This is a genomic window from Streptomyces sp. NPDC006687 (assembly GCF_040636215.1).
Classification (GTDB): domain Bacteria; phylum Actinomycetota; class Actinomycetes; order Streptomycetales; family Streptomycetaceae; genus Streptomyces.
Map to the genome: position 1 here is coordinate 94124 of NZ_JBEYJJ010000012.1, position 15208 is coordinate 109331.

The window sequence follows — 15208 nt, forward strand, 5'->3', positions numbered from 1 at the left end:
CCACCTCGTGAACCCGATGTGCGATCAGGGGTGACCCGCGAGTATCGTCCTCACCTGCACTGCCGCCGTGTGGTGCGAAAACCGCTTTTCGATGCCGGAGGGCTCACGTTGTTCCGTACCGCGCTCATCAAAGCCACTGTCGGATCGGCCATGCGCCTGATGTTCCGCACCAGGGTGGAGGGGCTGGAGAACATCCCGGGCAGCGGCCCGGTCATCCTGGCGGGCAATCACCTGACCTTCATCGACTCGATGATCCTGCCGCTGGTGTGCGACCGCACGGTCCACTTCATCGGCAAGGACGAGTACGTCACGGGCAAGGGCTTCAAGGGCCGGCTGATGGCGTGGTTCTTCACCGGCGCCGGCATGATCCCGGTCGACCGCGACGGCGCGAACGGCGGGGTCGCCGCCCTGATGACGGGCCGCCGGATCCTGGAGGAGGGCAAGATCTTCGGGATCTACCCCGAGGGCACCCGCTCCCCCGACGGCCGGCTCTACCGCGGCCGCACCGGCATCGCCCGCCTCACCCTGATGACGGGCGCCCCCGTGGTCCCGTTCGCCATGATCGGCACGGACAAGCTCCAGCCGGGCGGCAAGGGCATGCCCCGCCCGGGCCGGGTCACCATCCGCTTCGGCGAGCCGATGGAGTTCTCCCGCTACGAGGGCATGGACCGCGACCGGTACGTGCTGCGCGCCGTCACCGACTCCGTGATGGCCGAGGTCATGCGCCTCTCGGGCCAGGAGTACGTGGACATGTACGCGACCAAGGCGAAGGCCGCCTGAGCCGGGTCCCGGACTACTGCCGCTGGAGTGACCGGCTGACGCCCGCCGCCGTCGTGGTGGCGAGGATCCAGCCGGTCACGACCAGCAGGTACGACAGCCACTGGTACCAGCCGCCCGGCGCGAACGCCTCCTCCTGGCCGAAGCCGATGATCGGCAGCACCAGGTCGATCGTGTAGAAGAGCGGGTTGAAGTCGGGGGCCTCCCCCGGCTTCAGCGGCCTGGGGTGGTGCAGCCCGTACGCGATCCAGCCGGTGAGCACCAGCAGCAGGAGCCAGCCCGCCGCGCGCAGCGGCCGGAACCCGTAGCCGACGGTGACGTCCTGGAGGAGCCCCCACAGGCGGGCGTGCCGGGGCCGGGTGCGGCGGTGGCGGCGCAGCTTGGCGAGCTGGACGGTACGGGCCGCGGCCTCGTCCCCGACGGTGCGGTAGGCGGCGGCGAGCTGTTCGTAGCCGTACGGGAGGTAGCCGGTCTCCTCCCGTTCCAGCAGCGGCAGCCGCTGTTCGGCGGGCAGCAGGGGGTGCAGCACCCGGTAGGTGAGCCCCTCGGTGCGGACCACGGGCGGCCAGACGCCGGGTTCGGCGTAGAACATGTCCAGCTGGCTGCGGCGCAGGTTGACGATGCCGTCCACGGGCGGGCACTGGCGCAGCCACAGCTCTCCTATGGCGCAGCTGCTGGCGCGCAGGGCCACCCCGTCGGGGTTGGCCAGCCGGGCGCGGACCAGCATGAGCTGGCCGGGGATCCGGGCGCCGGTGAGGTTGACCATCCCCTCGGCCTCCAGCCGGTCGCAGCGCAGGTCGGTGCCGACGGAGAGGGTTTCCGCGTGCAGGGCGATCCCGCCGGGGTTGATCAGCCTGGCCCGGTCCAGGCTGATCCGGCCGGCGACGGTGGCGCCGTTGATCCGGATCTGGCCGTGGACGGTGAGGTCGTCGGCGATGATGTCGGTGCTTATGTCGGCGTGGTTGAGCTGGAGCGGCGGTTCGTCGGCCTCGTCGGGAAGGCTGCCGGGGCGGATCACCGCCCCCTGGAGGAAGAGCCCGCCGGTGATCCGGGCGCCGGCCAGCCGGACGGGTCCGTTGATGGTGCAGCAGGAGAGCCGCAGGACGACGTCCACGCGGACGGCGGCCGCGGTCAGGCCGGGCAGAGTGGAGTCGCCGAGGACCACGGCGCGCATCTGGGCGCCGTACATCATGGGTTTGCGTTCGAACCAGCAGGAACGCATCCGCAGGGGATGGTCCACGACGGCGTACTTGAGGTCGAGCTTGCCGCTGATCCGGGCGCCGTACAGCTTCAGCCCCGCCACCCGTCCCTCCTCGGTGGGACCGCCGACCAGCAGGGCCCGCAGCACCTCCGCCCGTACGGTGCGCTCGGGGCCCCAGGAGGCACCGTCGGCGGAGGGCTCGTCCGGGCTCTCCCGGAAGTCGACGCCTTCGCCGCGCGGGAAGGCGTCCCATACGCGGCGTTCGGCGGGGGTCAGGTCGGTGATCTCCATCGCGGGGATGGTGTCCCGCGTCCCGACGGACTGTCAACTTCCGTCGGCGGGAGTGGCGTCAGTGCTCGATGCCGTCCTGGAGCTTCTGGCCCCGCAGCAGGAACCAGGCCGCCACGGCGGTGGCCAGCAGGACGGCCGCGCCGACGCCGGAGGCGAGCCGGAGACCGTCCACGAAGGCGTCCTGGGCGGCGCCGACCATGGTGTGGGCGGTCTGGGGGTCCAGGGCCCGGGCGGCTTCGACGGCCCCGCCGAGGGATTCGTGGGCCGCGTCGGCGAGCGGGGCGGGGACCGAGGCGGGGGCGGTGAAGCCCTGGTAGACGCCGGTGACGATGGAGCCGAGCAGGGCGATACCGAGCGCGGCGCCCAGCTCGTAGGCGGTCTCGGAGACGGCCGAGGCGGAGCCGGCCTGCTCCTTGGGCACGCTGGAGAGGATCACGTCGGCGGTGACGGTGAAGGAGAAACCGGCACCGAGGCCGACGACGAGCAGGGCGGCGCCGAGCAGCGGGTAGCCGCTGTCCCGGTGGATCAGGGTCAGGGCGGCCAGGGCCAGGCCGCCGGCGGCCATACCGACGGCGACGATGCCCCGGACCGAGTAGCGGCGGGCGTACCGGCCGGCCACCAGACCGGTGGCGACGGCGCCGACGGCGGCGGGGAGTTCGGCCAGGCCCGCCTCCAGGGGGTCGCGGCCTTGGACCAGCTGGAGGAACTGGGAGAGGAAGAAGACCAGCCCGGAGAGGCCGAAGACGGTCAGCAGGTCGGCGAGGACCGCGCCGGAGAAGCCGCGGTGCTTGAACAGCCGCATGTCGAGCAGGGGTGAGGCCAGGGTGAACTGGCGGCGGACGAAGGCGTACAGGCAGCCGGCGCCGATGACGGCGGCGGCCGCGACACCCCAGGTCGGGCCGTGGGTGGCGAGTTCCTTGACGGCATAGACCACACCGATGACGCCGGTCAGCGACAGGACCACGCTGAACAGGTCCCAGGGTCCGGCGACCGGGTTCCGGGACTCGGGCAGCAGCTTGACGCCGACGACGACCAGGACGGCCATCACGGGCAGGTTGATGAGGAAGACCGAGCCCCACCAGAAGTGCTGGAGCAGGGCCCCGCCGACGACGGGCCCCACGGCCGCGCCCGCGGAGGCGGTGGCGCCCCAGATGCCGATGGCGAGGCTGCGCTCCCGCGGGTCGTGGAAGATGTTGCGGATCAGCGCGAGGGTGGACGGCATCAGGGTGGCGCCCGCGACGCCGAGCAGGGCCCGGGCCACGATCATCATCTCGGGGCTGGTCGCGTAGGCGTTCAGGACGGAGACGGCACCGAAGGCGGTGGCGCCGAGCAGCAGGAGCTTCTTGCGGCCGATGCGGTCGCCGAGGGAGCCCATGGAGACGAGCAGGCCGGCGATGACGAAGGAGTAGATGTCGCCGATCCACAGCAGCTGGGTGCCGGAGGGCTTGAGGTCCTCGCTGAGGGCGGGCGTGGCGAGGCCGAGGACGGTGGCGTCGACCGCGATCAGCAGGACGGCCAGGACGAGCACGGAGAGTGCCAGCCACCGTCCGCGGCGCTTCCCCTCCACTCCCGTCCGCCGGTTCAGCTGTTCGGTTCTGGTCATCACTCCACGCTCCGTCGTGCGCCACCGAGCAGCAGCTCGGTGATCACGTACTGGAAGTCCTTGGCCGCGACCCGGCCGTCCATGACGGCCCAGGCGCAGGTGCCGATGAGGCCGTAGAGGGCCTCGGTGAGCCAGGCGGGGCTCAGGTCGATCCGGATGTGGCCCTCCTGCTGGCCCCGGCGGAAGAGCGCGCTGACGCGTGCGTCGAGGCGGGCCCAGCCCTCGTTGACCTGATCGCCCTCGAAGAGCTGGTTCTCGGTGACGAGGAAGGCCAGCAGCTGGGCGTCGGGCTCGGTCTCGGCGACGAGCCGGCGCAGGGCCTCCACGGCCGTGCCCTCGTCGAGCCGGGCCCGGTCGAACGCGCCCTCGAACCGCCGGATCCCGAACTCCTCCAGCGCCCGTACGAGCGCGTCCCGCCCGGCGAAGTGCCGGTGCAAGGTAGCCCGCCCGATTCCGGCGGCCCGCGCCACCTCGTCCATCGTCGCGGTCGATTTCCGGGAAAGCAGGGCCGCCGCGTCGCGGAGCACCTGGTCACGATCCATGGCCATGAGACAACGATACCCCAAATGAGACGTCAATGTCTCACCACCAAGAAATCCAGCTGCCGGTGCGCCGGCCGGAAAGGAACCCTGTCCGCATGAAGCCATTGCTGCTCATCGACGTCGACGGCCCGCTGAACCCCTACGCGGCCCAGCCCGAGCGCCGCCCCGAGGGCTACACCACCCACCGCATGCGCCCCACGGGCTTCACGCACGGCAAACCCCTGCGGGTCTGGCTCAACCCCGGCCACGGCGCCGAACTGCTCGCGCTGGCGGACGCGTACGAGCTGGTGTGGGCCACCACCTGGAAGGACGAGGCCAACGAGTGGATAGGCCCGCACCTGGGACTCCCCCGGCTGCCCTTCATCGACTGGCCCGTGATGCACGGCCGGGCCCCGAGCGGCACGTTCTGGAAGACCCAGTACGTCCTGGAGTACGCGGGCAGGCGGCCCTTCGCCTGGGTGGACGACGACATCACGGCCATGGACCGCGAGTACACCGAGCGGCACCACCTGGCGCACGCGCTGCTCCTGCGCGTGGACGAGCGGATCGGGCTGACCCGGCCGGACTTCGACGCGCTGGCGGACTGGGCCGGTGCGCAGGCCCGTTGACCGTCCCGGGCGCGCCGCAGGGGCGGTACGGGCCCGGTGGATCCGTACCGCCCCTGCGGTCTGTGCGTGTAGGGGGGTTACTGCTTGTGCGTCGCCCAGGCGTGCTGGATGACCAGGTCGGCCTTGAGTTCCGTGAGCTGGACCGCGACCGCCGACGGGGCGGTGCCGCCGCGGCCGTTGCGGGAGGCCAGGGCGCCGGGGACGTTGAGGACGGTGCGGACCTCGGGGGTCAGGTGCTCCGAGATCTTCGCGAACTGGGCGTCGGTGAGCTCGTCCAGCTCGATCCCCTCACCCTCGCAGACCTTGACGCACTCGCCGGCCACCTCGTGCGCCACCCGGAAGGGCACGCCCTGCTTGACCAGCCACTCCGCGATGTCCGTCGCGAGGGAGAAGCCCGCCGGGGCCAGCTCCTCCATCCGCTCCCGGTTGACCGTGAGGGTGGCCATCATCCCGGTGAAGGCCGGGAGCAGCACCTCCAGGGTGTCGCAGGAGTCGAAGACGGGCTCCTTGTCCTCCTGGAGGTCCCGGTTGTAGGCCAGCGGCAGCGCCTTGAGCGTGGCGAGCAGGCCCGTCAGGTTGCCGATGAGGCGGCCCGACTTGCCGCGCGCCAGCTCCGCGATGTCGGGGTTCTTCTTCTGCGGCATGATCGAGGAGCCGGTGGAGAAGGCGTCGTGGAGGGTGACGAAGGAGAACTCCTTCGTGTTCCACAGGATGATCTCCTCGGCGATCCGGGAGAGGTTGATCCCGATCATCGCGGTGATGAAGGCGAACTCGGCGACGAAGTCCCGCGAGGCCGTGCCGTCGATGGAGTTGCCGACCGAGCCGCGTTCGAAGCCCAGGTCGGCGGCGACGGCCTCCGGGTCCAGGCCGAGCGAGGAGCCGGCGAGGGCGCCGGAGCCGTACGGGGAGACCGCCGTACGGGTGTCCCACTGCCGCAGCCGCTCCGCGTCCCGGGACAGGGACTGCACGTGGGCCAGCACGTGGTGGGCGAACAGGACGGGCTGGGCGTGCTGGAGGTGGGTCCGGCCCGGCATCGCCACGTCCGCGTGCGCCTCGGCCAGGCCGACCAGGGCGTCCTGGAGGTCGGCGAGCAGACCGCCGATGATCCGGGCGTGGTCGCGCAGGTACATCCGGAAGAGGGTGGCCACCTGGTCGTTGCGCGAGCGCCCGGCCCGCAGTTTGCCGCCGAGGTCGGGGCCCAGCCGCTCCAGCAGGCCCCGTTCCAGGGCGGTGTGGACGTCCTCGTCGGCGACGGTCCCGACGAAGGAGCCGTCGGCCACGTCGGCCTCCAGCCGGTCGAGGCCCGCGATCATACGGTCGAGCTCCTCGGCCGTGAGCAGGCCCGCCTTGGCGAGGACGCGGGCGTGGGCACGGGAGCCGGCGATGTCGTAGGGCGCCAGGCGCCAGTCGAAGTGGACCGACGCGGACAGCTTCGCGAGGGCCTCCGAAGGGCCGTCGGCGAACCGGCCGCCCCAGAGCCGGACGTCACCGTTGTTGCTGCTCACAGCTACTGCTCCTCATGAGGGTGGAAGGGGGCGGCCTCCCCGCCGCGGAGGGTGCGGGGAGGCCGTCCGGGTACAGCGTCAAACGATCCGGGCACGCGTCGCGTCGCGCTGTGGTCCACGACAAGAACAAGCATAACCATGCATTGCTCCGTATGTTTCGTCAATCGAGCCGCCTTCCGCGGCGCTGACCAGGCCGTATTTGGAGGGCGGCACCCGGGAGCCGCCGCCTACCATCGAGGGCGGATCCAGCCGGGGAGGGCACATGGGCAGCACGGCAGAGGAAGCGGCCAGGGGACGGAACGCGGCCGGGCGCCTTATGCGCGTGGACGCCGACCCGGCGCCCTGGCAGCTCCTGGGGAACTCGCCGGAGGCGTGGATCGCCTTCGAGCGGGAGACGCGCCGCCTCCAGCGCTTCCCCGGGGCGCCCGTCAAGCGGCTGGAGGCGCGGCTGTGCCACCCCGACGGACGGGTCCGCGCGGCCGCGCTCGCCGCCTGGCGCAACCCGCCGCTCCAGCTCGTCGTGATCCGGTGCGCCGACTGGGTCCCGCAGGTGCGCGAGCGCGCCCGCAGGGTGCTGGGCCGGGCCCTGGCCGCTCACCCCGCGCGCACCCGGGACCGGGCCCGCAGGGTGCTGGGCCGTCCGGTGGCCGGCGATCCGGCCGACGCGCTGACCGCACTCACCCCGCTCGTCCTGCGGCTGGCCGGACGCGAACACGGCGCCTGGGCGGCGGAGCAGCTGGAGGCCGCCCTGAGCGGCCGGTACTCCCTCCTCGCCGCGTGGTGGCGCCCCGGGCAGCCCGCGACGACCTGGAGCTGGAACTCGCTGACCCCTCAGCAGCGCGCGGGCATGCTGGACCGCCTGGAACACGGCACCGACCTGGGGACCCGCCGCTTCGCCGCCCGGATCGCCCTCGCCACCGGACGCCACTGCGTACGGGAGCGGGCCCGGCGGGCCGCCGCCGAGCCCGATCCGGTGACCGCCCGCATGTGGACCGACGCCGTCCTGGCGGCGATGGCCGCCGACGGGCCGGACGACGGCGCGGTCGACGCCCTGCTCGGGTCGCGCATCCCGGCGGTGCGGGCGGCCGGAGTCACCGCCCTGCGCGGGGCCGGGCGGGCGGCGGAGGCCGACCGGTACCTCGCCGACCGGGCGGGCACCGTACGGGCCTGCGCCCGCTGGCTGCTGCGCCAGGACGGCGGTGACCCGTACGCCGCCTACCGGGCGCTGCTCACGGATCCGCAGCGGGTGACCGGGCCCGCGGTGACCGGCTTCGCCGAGACGGCCGGGAGCGACGGCGTCCCGCTGCTGCGCACCCTGCTGGAACACCCCGAGGGGGCGGTACGGGCCGCCGCCCTGACGGGGCTGCGCCGGCTGGGGGCCCGCGTCGAGGTCCCGGTGCTCCTGACCCTGCTGGAGGACCGCTCGGCGTCGACGGCCCGCGAGGCCACGCGGCAGCTGCTCCCTTCGGCCGAACGCCTGGACACGACCGCGCTGGCCGCCCTGACCGGGCCGCAGTGGCCGCCGCACACCCGCAGGGCCGCCTTCCGGCTGCTGCGGGGCCGGGGCGGAAGCGCCGAACTGCGGGCGGCCGTGGCCCTGCTGACGGATCCCGACCCCGGGACGCGACGACGTGCGCGGGACCGGGTGGCCACCTGGAACTGGCTGTCCACCCTGCACGAGGGCGAGGCGGAACGCGCGGAGCTGGGCGGGCTGCTGGCGCGGGCCGCGCGGCACCTGGGCGCCCGCGAGCTGCGGCTGAGCCCCGCGCGGGACGCAGCCGACCGCGACGCCCGGCGCTGACACCGCCGCACGGACCCGACCGGGCCCGGGGCACCGCCGCACGGACCCGGGCGGGCCCGGGGCACCGCCGCACGGACCCGGGCGGGCCCGGGGCGCGCACGCGCGGGCCGGGGGAGGCTCGTCCGATCGGGTCCTGACGGTCTGTCCGCGCCGCTCCCGGCGGGCTCGGCCCGTACCGTCTCCCGTGTGCTGCGCAACGCTCTGATCGCCGGTTCGCTGCTCCTCGCCGGGCTGTGGCCGCACGGCCCCGACCCGCTGCCCGCCCGCCTCGCCGACACCGGCGGCGGCAGTCAGCTGATCACCGCCGTCGCCCCCGCGCCCGGCTCCACCACGGGCGAGCTCACCTGGTGGGACCGGCGAGCCGGCCACTGGTACGAGGCCGGGCGGGCGCCCGCGCGGTTCGGGGCCAGCGGTCTCACCGAGGGGGCGAGCAGGACCCAGGGGACGAACACCACCCCGGCCGGCCTGTACGAGCTGCCCTACGCCTTCGGGATCGCGCCCGCGCCGGCCGGGACGGAGTTCGCCTACCGGCGGGTGACGGAGGGTTCCTGGTGGTGCCAGGACAACGCCTCCGCCGCCTACAACCGCTGGACGGAGCCGCTGCCCGCCGACTGCGCGCCGGGCGAGTCCGAGCACCTGGCGGCGTACGGGAAGCAGTACGCGCACGCCCTGGTCATCGGCTTCAACTACGAGCACCCCGTACGCGGCCGGGGCGCGGGCATCTTCCTGCACGTGAACGGCAGGGGGGCGACGGCCGGCTGTGTCTCCGTACCGCGGGGAGCGATGCGCGAGCTGCTGCGCTGGGCGAACCCGCGCCGCCTCCCGCACATCGCCATCGGGACGCAGGACGGGCCGCTGGCGGTGACCCGGTACTGAGAGGGAGGCGGTACTAGCCCTCCTTCTGCGCCAGGCGCAGCATGTGGTCCGCGAGGGCCTGGCCGCCGGCCGGGTCGCGGCTGATGAGCATCAGGGTGTCGTCGCCGGCGATGGTGCCGAGGACGGCGTGCAGTTCGGCCTGGTCGATGGCCGAGGCGAGGAACTGCGCCGCCCCCGGCGGGGTGCGCAGGACCACGAGGTTCGCGGAGGCTTCGGCGGAGATCAGCAGCTCGCCGGAGAGGCGCCGCATCCGCTCCTCCTTCGCCGACTCCCCCAGCGGGGCCTGCGGGGTGCGGAAGCCGCCCTCGCTGGGGACCGCGTAGATCAGCTCGCCGCCCGTGTTGCGGATCTTCACCGCACCCAGCTCGTCGAGGTCGCGGGAGAGCGTCGCCTGGGTGACGCTCAGCCCGTCGTCGGCGAGCAGCTTGGCCAGCTGGCTCTGGGAGCGGACCGGCTGCCGGTTGAGGATGTCCACGATCCGGCGGTGGCGGGCGGTGCGGGTCTGCGGAACGGAGGGGCCGCCGTTCTGCTCGTGTTCCTGCGCCTGGCTCATCGTCGTCTCATTCTCCGGATCGTCCCGCTTCGTCGAGGATGCCGGGAAGAGCCTGGAGGAACGCGTCGACCTCGGCCTCGGTGATGACGAACGGGGGCATCAGCCGTACGACGTCGGGGGCGGGCGCGTTGACCAGGAACCCGGCCTTCTGGGCCGCCAGCTGCACCTTCGGTGCGAGGGGCTCCGTCAGCACGATACCCAGCAACAGGCCCGAGCCGCGGACGCGGGAGACCAGCCCGTGACCGGAGGCTTCGATTCCGGAGCGCAGCCGCTCCCCCCGGGCCTTGACCTGGTCGAGCAGTCCCTCGGTGGCGATGGTGTCGATGACCGCGAGGCCGGCGGCGCAGGCGACCGGGTTGCCGCCGAAGGTGGTGCCGTGCTGACCGGGCTGGAGGAGCCCGGCGGCGCGGCCGAAGGCGGCGACGGCGCCGATGGGCAGGCCGCCGCCGAGGCCCTTGGCGAGGGCGACCAGGTCCGGCTCGACGCCCTCGTGCTGCTGGTACTCGAACCAGGTCCCGCAGCGGCCGATACCGGTCTGCACCTCGTCCAGGGCGAGCAGGGTCCCGGTGGCGCGGGTGATCTCGCGGGCGGCCGTCAGGTAGCCGGCGGGCGGGACGACCACGCCGTTCTCGCCCTGGATCGGCTCGATGAGGACGAGCGCCGTCTCCTCGGTGACGGCGGCCCGCAGGGCCTCGGCGTCGCCGTAGGGGACGTGGGTGACCTCGCCGGGCAGCGGCAGGAAGGGGGCCTGCTTCGCCGGCTGGCCGGTGAGCGCGAGGGCGCCCATGGTCCGGCCGTGGAAGCCGCCGTCGGTGGCGACCACGTGGGTGCGGCCGGTGAGCCGACCGATCTTGAAGACGGCCTCGACCGCCTCTGCACCCGAGTTGCAGAAGAAGACCCGCCCCTCGCGGCCGGACAGCTGGAGCAGCCGCTCGCCGAGGGCGATGACCGGCTCGGAGAGGAAGAGGTTCGAGACGTGGCCGAGGGTCTGTACCTGCGTGGTGACGGCCTCGACCACCGCCGGGTGGGCGTGGCCGAGGGCGTTGACCGCGATACCGCCGACGAAGTCGGTGTACTGCCTGCCATCCGCGTCCCAGACCTGGGCGCCCTCGCCGCGGACGAGGGCCACGGCCGGGGTGCCGTAGTTGTCGGTGAGCGCGCCCCGCCAGCGGGCCGCGAACCGCTCGTTGCCGCTCTCCTGGTGTTGCTGGTGCTGCTGCGTCACTGTGCTCCCCCTTGCGCTGTGGCCGGCTGCGGGTCGGGCAGGACCATCGTGCCGATGCCCTGGTCGGTGAAGATCTCCAGCAGGATCGAGTGCTGGACGCGTCCGTCGAGGACGCGGGCGGTGGGCACGCCTCCGCGCACGGCGTGCAGGCAGCCCTCCATCTTGGGGACCATGCCGCTGGACAGCTCGGGCAGCAGCTTCTCCAGCTCGCTGACGGTGAGCCGGCTGATCACCTCGTCGCTGTTGGGCCAGTCCGCGTAGAGGCCCTCGACGTCGGTGAGGACCATCAGCGTCTCGGCGCCCAGGGCGGCGGCCAGAGCGGCGGCCGCGGTGTCGGCGTTGACGTTGTAGACGTGGTTGTCGTCGGCGCTGCGGGCGATGGAGGAGATGACCGGGATCCGGCCGTCGGCGAGGAGGGCCTCGATCGCCCCGGTGTCGATGGCGGTGATCTCCCCGACCCGGCCGATGTCGACGCGTTCGCCCTCGATCTGCGGCCGGTGCTGGGTGGCGGTGATGGTGTGGGCGTCCTCGCCGGTCATCCCGACGGCGAGCGGGCCGTGCTGGTTGAGCAGCCCGACGAGCTCGCGCTGGACCTGCCCGGCCAGCACCATCCGGACGATGTCCATCGCCTCGGGCGTGGTGACGCGCAGGCCCGCCTTGAACTCGCTGACCAGGCCCTCCTTGGCGAGCTGGGCCTTGATCTGCGGGCCGCCGCCGTGCACCACGACGGGCTTGAGCCCGGCCTGGCGCAGGAAGACCACGTCCTGGGCGAAGGCCGCCTTGAGGTCCTCGTCGATCATGGCGTTGCCGCCGAACTTGATCACGACGATCTTGCCGTTGTGACGGGTGAGCCAGGGCAGGGCCTCGATGAGGATCTGCGCCTTGGGCAGCGCGGTGTGCTTCCTCGCGGCGCTCATGAGGAGTACGCGCTGTTCTCGTGGACGTACTCGGCGGTGAGGTCGTTGGCCCAGATGACCGCGGACTCGGTGCCGCTGGAGAGGTCCGCGGTGATGCGCACCTCGCGGTCCTTCATGCTGACCAGGTCGCGGTCCTCGCCCACCGAGCCGTTCTTGCAGACCCAGACGCCGTTGATGGCGACGTTCAGCCGGTCCGGGTCGAAGGCCGCCCGGGTGGTGCCGATGGCGGAGAGCACCCGGCCCCAGTTGGGGTCCTCGCCGTGGATGGCGCACTTGAGCAGGTTGTTGCGGGCGATGGACCGGCCGACCTCGACGGCGTCGTCCTCGCTGGCCGCGCCGACGACCTCGATGCGGATGTCCTTGCTGGCGCCCTCGGCGTCGCCGATGAGCTGCCGGGCGAGGTCGTCGCAGACGGTGCGGACGGCCCGGGCGAAGTCCTCGTACGCGGGGACCTGCCCGGAGGCGCCGGAGGCGAGCAGCAGCACCGTGTCGTTGGTGGACATGCAGCCGTCGGAGTCGACCCGGTCGAAGGTGGTGCGGGTGGCTTCGCGCAGCGCCTTGTCCAGGGTGGCGGAGTCGAGGTCGGCGTCGGTGGTGAGGACGACGAGCATGGTGGCCAGGCCGGGGGCGAGCATGCCCGCGCCCTTGGCCATGCCGCCGACGGTCCAGCCGTCCTGGCCGGCGGTGGCCGTCTTGTGCACGGTGTCGGTGGTCTTGATGGCGATGGCCGCGGCCTCGCCGCCGTCGGCGGAGAGGGCCTCCGCGGCCGTCTCGATGCCGGGCAGCAGCTTGTCCATGGGGAGCAGGACGCCGATGAGGCCCGTGGAGGCGACGGCGATCTCGCCGGCGTTGTGTTCGCCGCCCAGGACGGCGGCGGCCTTCTCCGCGGTGGCGTGCGTGTCCTGGAAGCCCTTGGGGCCGGTGCAGGCGTTGGCGCCGCCGGAGTTGAGGACGACGGCGCTGACCGTGCCGCCGCGCAGGACCTGCTCGGACCAGCGGACCGGCGCGGCCTTGACGCGGTTGGAGGTGAAGACGCCGGCGGCGGCCAGTCGCGGCCCGTGGTTGACCACGAGGGCCAGGTCCGGGTTGCCGTTCGCCTTGATCCCGGCGGCGATCCCCGCCGCCGTGAATCCCTGTGCTGCCGTGACGCTCACAGCATCTCCTCGTTCGCTTCTCCGCCCGCGCAGCGCGCCGGCGCGGCCATCATGGTCGTGTGCAGCCCGGTGGCTGCGCGTGCTCCCCCAGCTACCGCTGGGAGGTGCCCCCTGCTCACGGTGCGACTCCGATCGTGGAAAGTCCCGTCGCCTCGGGAAGGCCGAGGGCGATGTTCATGCTCTGCACCGCGCCGCCGGCGGTGCCCTTGGTCAGGTTGTCGATCGCGCTGATGGCGATGATCCGCTGGGCCGACTCGTCGTAGGCGACCTGGAGGTGGACGGAGTTGGAGCCGTACACCGCCTTGGTGGTCGGCCAGAGGCCCTCGGGGAGCAGCTGGACGAAGGTCTCGTCCGCGTACGCCTTCTCGTAGGCCGCGCGCAGCGACTCCGCGGTGGTGCCGGGGCGGGCCTTGGCCGAGCAGGTGGCGAGGATGCCGCGCGCCATGGGCACGAGGGTGGGGGTGAAGGAGACGGAGACCCGCTCCCCGGCGAGGGGGGAGAGGTTCTGCACCATCTCGGGGGTGTGGCGGTGGACGCCGCCGACGCCGTAGGGGCTGACGGTGCCCATCACCTCGGAGCCGAGCAGGTGCGGCTTGAGGGCCTTGCCCGCGCCGGAGGTGCCGGTGGCGGCGACGACCACCGCCTCGGGTTCGGCGAGCCGCGCCTGGTAGGCGGGGTGCAGCGCCAGCGAGACGGCGGTGGGGAAGCAGCCGGGGACGGCGATGCGCCGGGTGCCGGCGAGGGCGGCGCGGGCGCCGGGGAGCTCGGGCAGGCCGTAGGGCCAGGTCCCGGCGTGCGGGGCGCCGTAGAACCGGTCCCAGTCGGCGGAGTCCTTCAGCCGGTGGTCGGCGCCCATGTCGACGACGAGCACCTCGTCGCCGAGCCGGGCGGCGACGGCGGCGGACTGCCCGTGCGGCAGGGCGAGGAAGACGACATCGTGTCCCGCGAGGACCTCGGCCGTGGTCGGCTCCAGGGTGCGTCCGGCGAGCGGCACCAGGTGCGGCTGCAGGCTGCCGAGGAGCTGTCCCGCGTTGGAGTGTCCGGTCAGCGCGCCGATCTCCACCTCGGGGTGGGAGAGCAGCAGGCGCAGGACCTCACCGCCCGCGTATCCGCTCGCTCCGGCCACCGCTACACGTACCACCATCGGACCTCCTCCTCGATGGCATGACTATACGTACCTTTGCAGGTTTATGCAAAGAGTTCCCGGGGTCCGACACCTCCACGGTCCCGCTCCCATCCGCCCTGTTCAAGGGGGTGGTCGCCGTGGGACATCCGGTCACGGCGGCACCGTACGCAGCCCGGGGGATTGACCGCGTCCACGTGCCGCCGCGACCAATCAAACGGCGGTTCGGGCAGGCCCTACGGCTCCAGCGGATGGCGGACCCAGACGTTGGGTTCCACGTAGACCGCGTAGTCGTGCTCCGGCTCGCAGTGGACCAGGCTCAGCGCGCCCGGCACGCGGACCTTCCCGGCGGTGTCGAAGGGCAGCCCGGTCCACTCCCGCCACTGGGCCAGGGAGCCGGTGACGGTCATCGACAGCGGGGCCACCGAGTCGATGACGGCCCCCGCCCGGACGTGGACCCGCAGCCACGGGTCATGGGGGAGGCCGTCCTCACGGGTGCGGTACGCGTACTCGGCCATCGGCGTCTCGGGCTCGGCGGGCTTGCCGTTCGGCCGGACCGGGGCCACCACCTCGGTGAAGCCGGCGGCCCGCGCGCCCTCGCGCATCGCGGCCAGCATCCGCCCCGACAGGCCCTGACCCTGCCGGCCGGTGGCGACGGATATCTCCAGGGCGCTGACGGTGTCGGGCCGGACCCCGCCGCGCAGGTCGGCGAAGGCCCACATCAGCACCCGGTCCCAGCCCTGGGCGGGCAGCACCCCGCCGCGCTCGGCGGTGTGCAGCGCGAAGGGCACGCTGAAGGCCCGGGCCACCACCTCGTCCCCCTCGGTGGCGACGAACACGTACTCGGGGAACTCGGCGGCCAGCCGCGGGTAGAGCAGCCAGGCCACGGCGTCGTGCTGGGCGAACGGCGGCCAGGAGTCCCGCATGTCCCACAGCCGGGACGCCAGGGCGGGACGGCGGGCGAGGGAGGTGATCACTGTCTCGGTCATGGACCGCAGGCTAGGCGCGCCGCACCGCCCCCTCAACGGGTTT

General features: G+C 73.1%; 14 protein-coding genes. 4 read left to right on the top strand and 10 right to left on the bottom strand.

The features are described 5' to 3' along the window. The first annotated feature begins 150 nt into the window (after positions 1–150). Complete coding sequence (locus ABZ716_RS17275) at positions 151–780, top strand: lysophospholipid acyltransferase family protein (RefSeq protein ID WP_351885656.1); 630 nt, start codon at positions 151–153, stop codon at positions 778–780. A gap of 13 nt (positions 781–793) precedes the next feature. Here the strand turns inward: ABZ716_RS17275 and ABZ716_RS17280 are convergent, their stop codons facing one another. Genes ABZ716_RS17280 through ABZ716_RS17290 form a run of 3 tightly spaced genes read right to left on the bottom strand, consistent with a single transcriptional unit; the run spans position 794 to position 4420 of the window. Then, complete coding sequence (locus tag ABZ716_RS17280) at positions 794–2269, bottom strand: membrane-associated oxidoreductase (RefSeq protein ID WP_358959772.1); 1476 nt, start codon at positions 2267–2269, stop codon at positions 794–796. A gap of 58 nt (positions 2270–2327) precedes the next feature. Continuing rightward, a complete protein-coding gene (locus ABZ716_RS17285; RefSeq protein WP_358812398.1) occupies positions 2328–3872 on the bottom strand; it encodes an MFS transporter in 1545 nt (514 codons plus the stop codon). Continuing rightward, positions 3872–4420 (bottom strand): helix-turn-helix domain-containing protein, encoded by a 549-nt coding sequence (locus ABZ716_RS17290; RefSeq protein WP_358959775.1) that lies wholly within the window; start codon positions 4418–4420, stop codon positions 3872–3874. Before ABZ716_RS17290 ends, ABZ716_RS17285 begins: the two co-directional genes overlap by 1 nt. Before the next feature lie 89 nt (positions 4421–4509). On the opposite strand from ABZ716_RS17290, the gene ABZ716_RS17295 reads away from it, so the two are divergent. Continuing rightward, positions 4510–5022, top strand: a complete 513-nt coding sequence (locus ABZ716_RS17295; protein WP_358812399.1) for an HAD domain-containing protein — start codon at positions 4510–4512, stop codon at positions 5020–5022. Between the two features lie 77 nt (positions 5023–5099). On the opposite strand, the gene argH is transcribed toward ABZ716_RS17295, so the two are convergent. Then, positions 5100–6527: an argininosuccinate lyase gene (gene argH / locus ABZ716_RS17300; RefSeq protein ID WP_358812400.1), complete on the bottom strand. Its 1428-nt coding sequence runs from the start codon at positions 6525–6527 to the stop codon at positions 5100–5102. 262 nt (positions 6528–6789) lie between these two features. Here argH and ABZ716_RS17305 point away from each other — a divergent pair, with 262 nt between their 5' ends. Further along, a complete protein-coding gene (locus ABZ716_RS17305) occupies positions 6790–8328 on the top strand; it encodes a HEAT repeat domain-containing protein (RefSeq protein ID WP_358959778.1) in 1539 nt (512 codons plus the stop codon). A gap of 189 nt (positions 8329–8517) precedes the next feature. Continuing rightward, entirely contained in the window at positions 8518–9204 is a 687-nt protein-coding gene (locus ABZ716_RS17310; RefSeq protein ID WP_358812447.1) for a L,D-transpeptidase family protein, read from the top strand. Positions 9205–9217: 13 nt separating this feature from the next. Here ABZ716_RS17310 and ABZ716_RS17315 read toward each other — a convergent pair whose 3' ends face one another. From ABZ716_RS17315 to ABZ716_RS17340, 6 genes are all read right to left on the bottom strand, one after another. Beyond that, entirely contained in the window at positions 9218–9757 is a 540-nt protein-coding gene (locus ABZ716_RS17315; protein ID WP_351885673.1) for an arginine repressor, read from the bottom strand. A 7-nt stretch (positions 9758–9764) separates the two neighbouring features. Further along, on the bottom strand, positions 9765–10982 hold the full coding sequence (locus tag ABZ716_RS17320; protein WP_358812402.1) for an acetylornithine transaminase: 1218 nt from the start codon (positions 10980–10982) through the stop codon (positions 9765–9767). Next, positions 10979–11899 carry an acetylglutamate kinase gene (argB, locus tag ABZ716_RS17325; RefSeq protein WP_358812403.1) on the bottom strand — a complete coding sequence of 307 codons (921 nt, stop codon included), beginning with the start codon at positions 11897–11899 and terminating at the stop codon, positions 10979–10981. The genes ABZ716_RS17320 and argB overlap by 4 nt, the downstream gene beginning before the upstream one ends. Next, on the bottom strand, positions 11896–13053 hold the full coding sequence (gene argJ, locus ABZ716_RS17330) for a bifunctional glutamate N-acetyltransferase/amino-acid acetyltransferase ArgJ (RefSeq protein ID WP_358959781.1): 1158 nt from the start codon (positions 13051–13053) through the stop codon (positions 11896–11898). Before argJ ends, argB begins: the two co-directional genes overlap by 4 nt. Before the next feature lie 115 nt (positions 13054–13168). Continuing rightward, on the bottom strand, positions 13169–14197 hold the full coding sequence (gene argC, locus ABZ716_RS17335) for an N-acetyl-gamma-glutamyl-phosphate reductase (RefSeq protein WP_358959784.1): 1029 nt from the start codon (positions 14195–14197) through the stop codon (positions 13169–13171). 215 nt (positions 14198–14412) lie between these two features. Further along, positions 14413–15165: an N-acetyltransferase gene (locus ABZ716_RS17340; RefSeq protein ID WP_358812406.1), complete on the bottom strand. Its 753-nt coding sequence runs from the start codon at positions 15163–15165 to the stop codon at positions 14413–14415. Positions 15166–15208 lie beyond the last annotated feature (43 nt).

What these genes read in the sequence shown, in the direction of transcription:
- ABZ716_RS17275 (WP_351885656.1), top strand. Translation starts at nt 151, where the DNA reads ATGCGCCTGATGTTCCGCACCAGGGTGGAGGGGCTGGAGAACATCCCG.
- ABZ716_RS17280 (WP_358959772.1), bottom strand. Translation starts at nt 2,269, where the DNA reads ATGGAGATCACCGACCTGACCCCCGCCGAACGCCGCGTATGGGACGCC.
- ABZ716_RS17285 (WP_358812398.1), bottom strand. Translation starts at nt 3,872, where the DNA reads ATGACCAGAACCGAACAGCTGAACCGGCGGACGGGAGTGGAGGGGAAG.
- ABZ716_RS17290 (WP_358959775.1), bottom strand. Translation starts at nt 4,420, where the DNA reads ATGGCCATGGATCGTGACCAGGTGCTCCGCGACGCGGCGGCCCTGCTT.
- ABZ716_RS17295 (WP_358812399.1), top strand. Translation starts at nt 4,510, where the DNA reads ATGAAGCCATTGCTGCTCATCGACGTCGACGGCCCGCTGAACCCCTAC.
- ABZ716_RS17305 (WP_358959778.1), top strand. Translation starts at nt 6,790, where the DNA reads ATGGGCAGCACGGCAGAGGAAGCGGCCAGGGGACGGAACGCGGCCGGG.
- ABZ716_RS17315 (WP_351885673.1), bottom strand. Translation starts at nt 9,757, where the DNA reads ATGAGCCAGGCGCAGGAACACGAGCAGAACGGCGGCCCCTCCGTTCCG.
- argB (WP_358812403.1), bottom strand. Translation starts at nt 11,899, where the DNA reads ATGAGCGCCGCGAGGAAGCACACCGCGCTGCCCAAGGCGCAGATCCTC.
- argC (WP_358959784.1), bottom strand. Translation starts at nt 14,197, where the DNA reads ATGGTGGTACGTGTAGCGGTGGCCGGAGCGAGCGGATACGCGGGCGGT.
- ABZ716_RS17340 (WP_358812406.1), bottom strand. Translation starts at nt 15,165, where the DNA reads ATGACCGAGACAGTGATCACCTCCCTCGCCCGCCGTCCCGCCCTGGCG.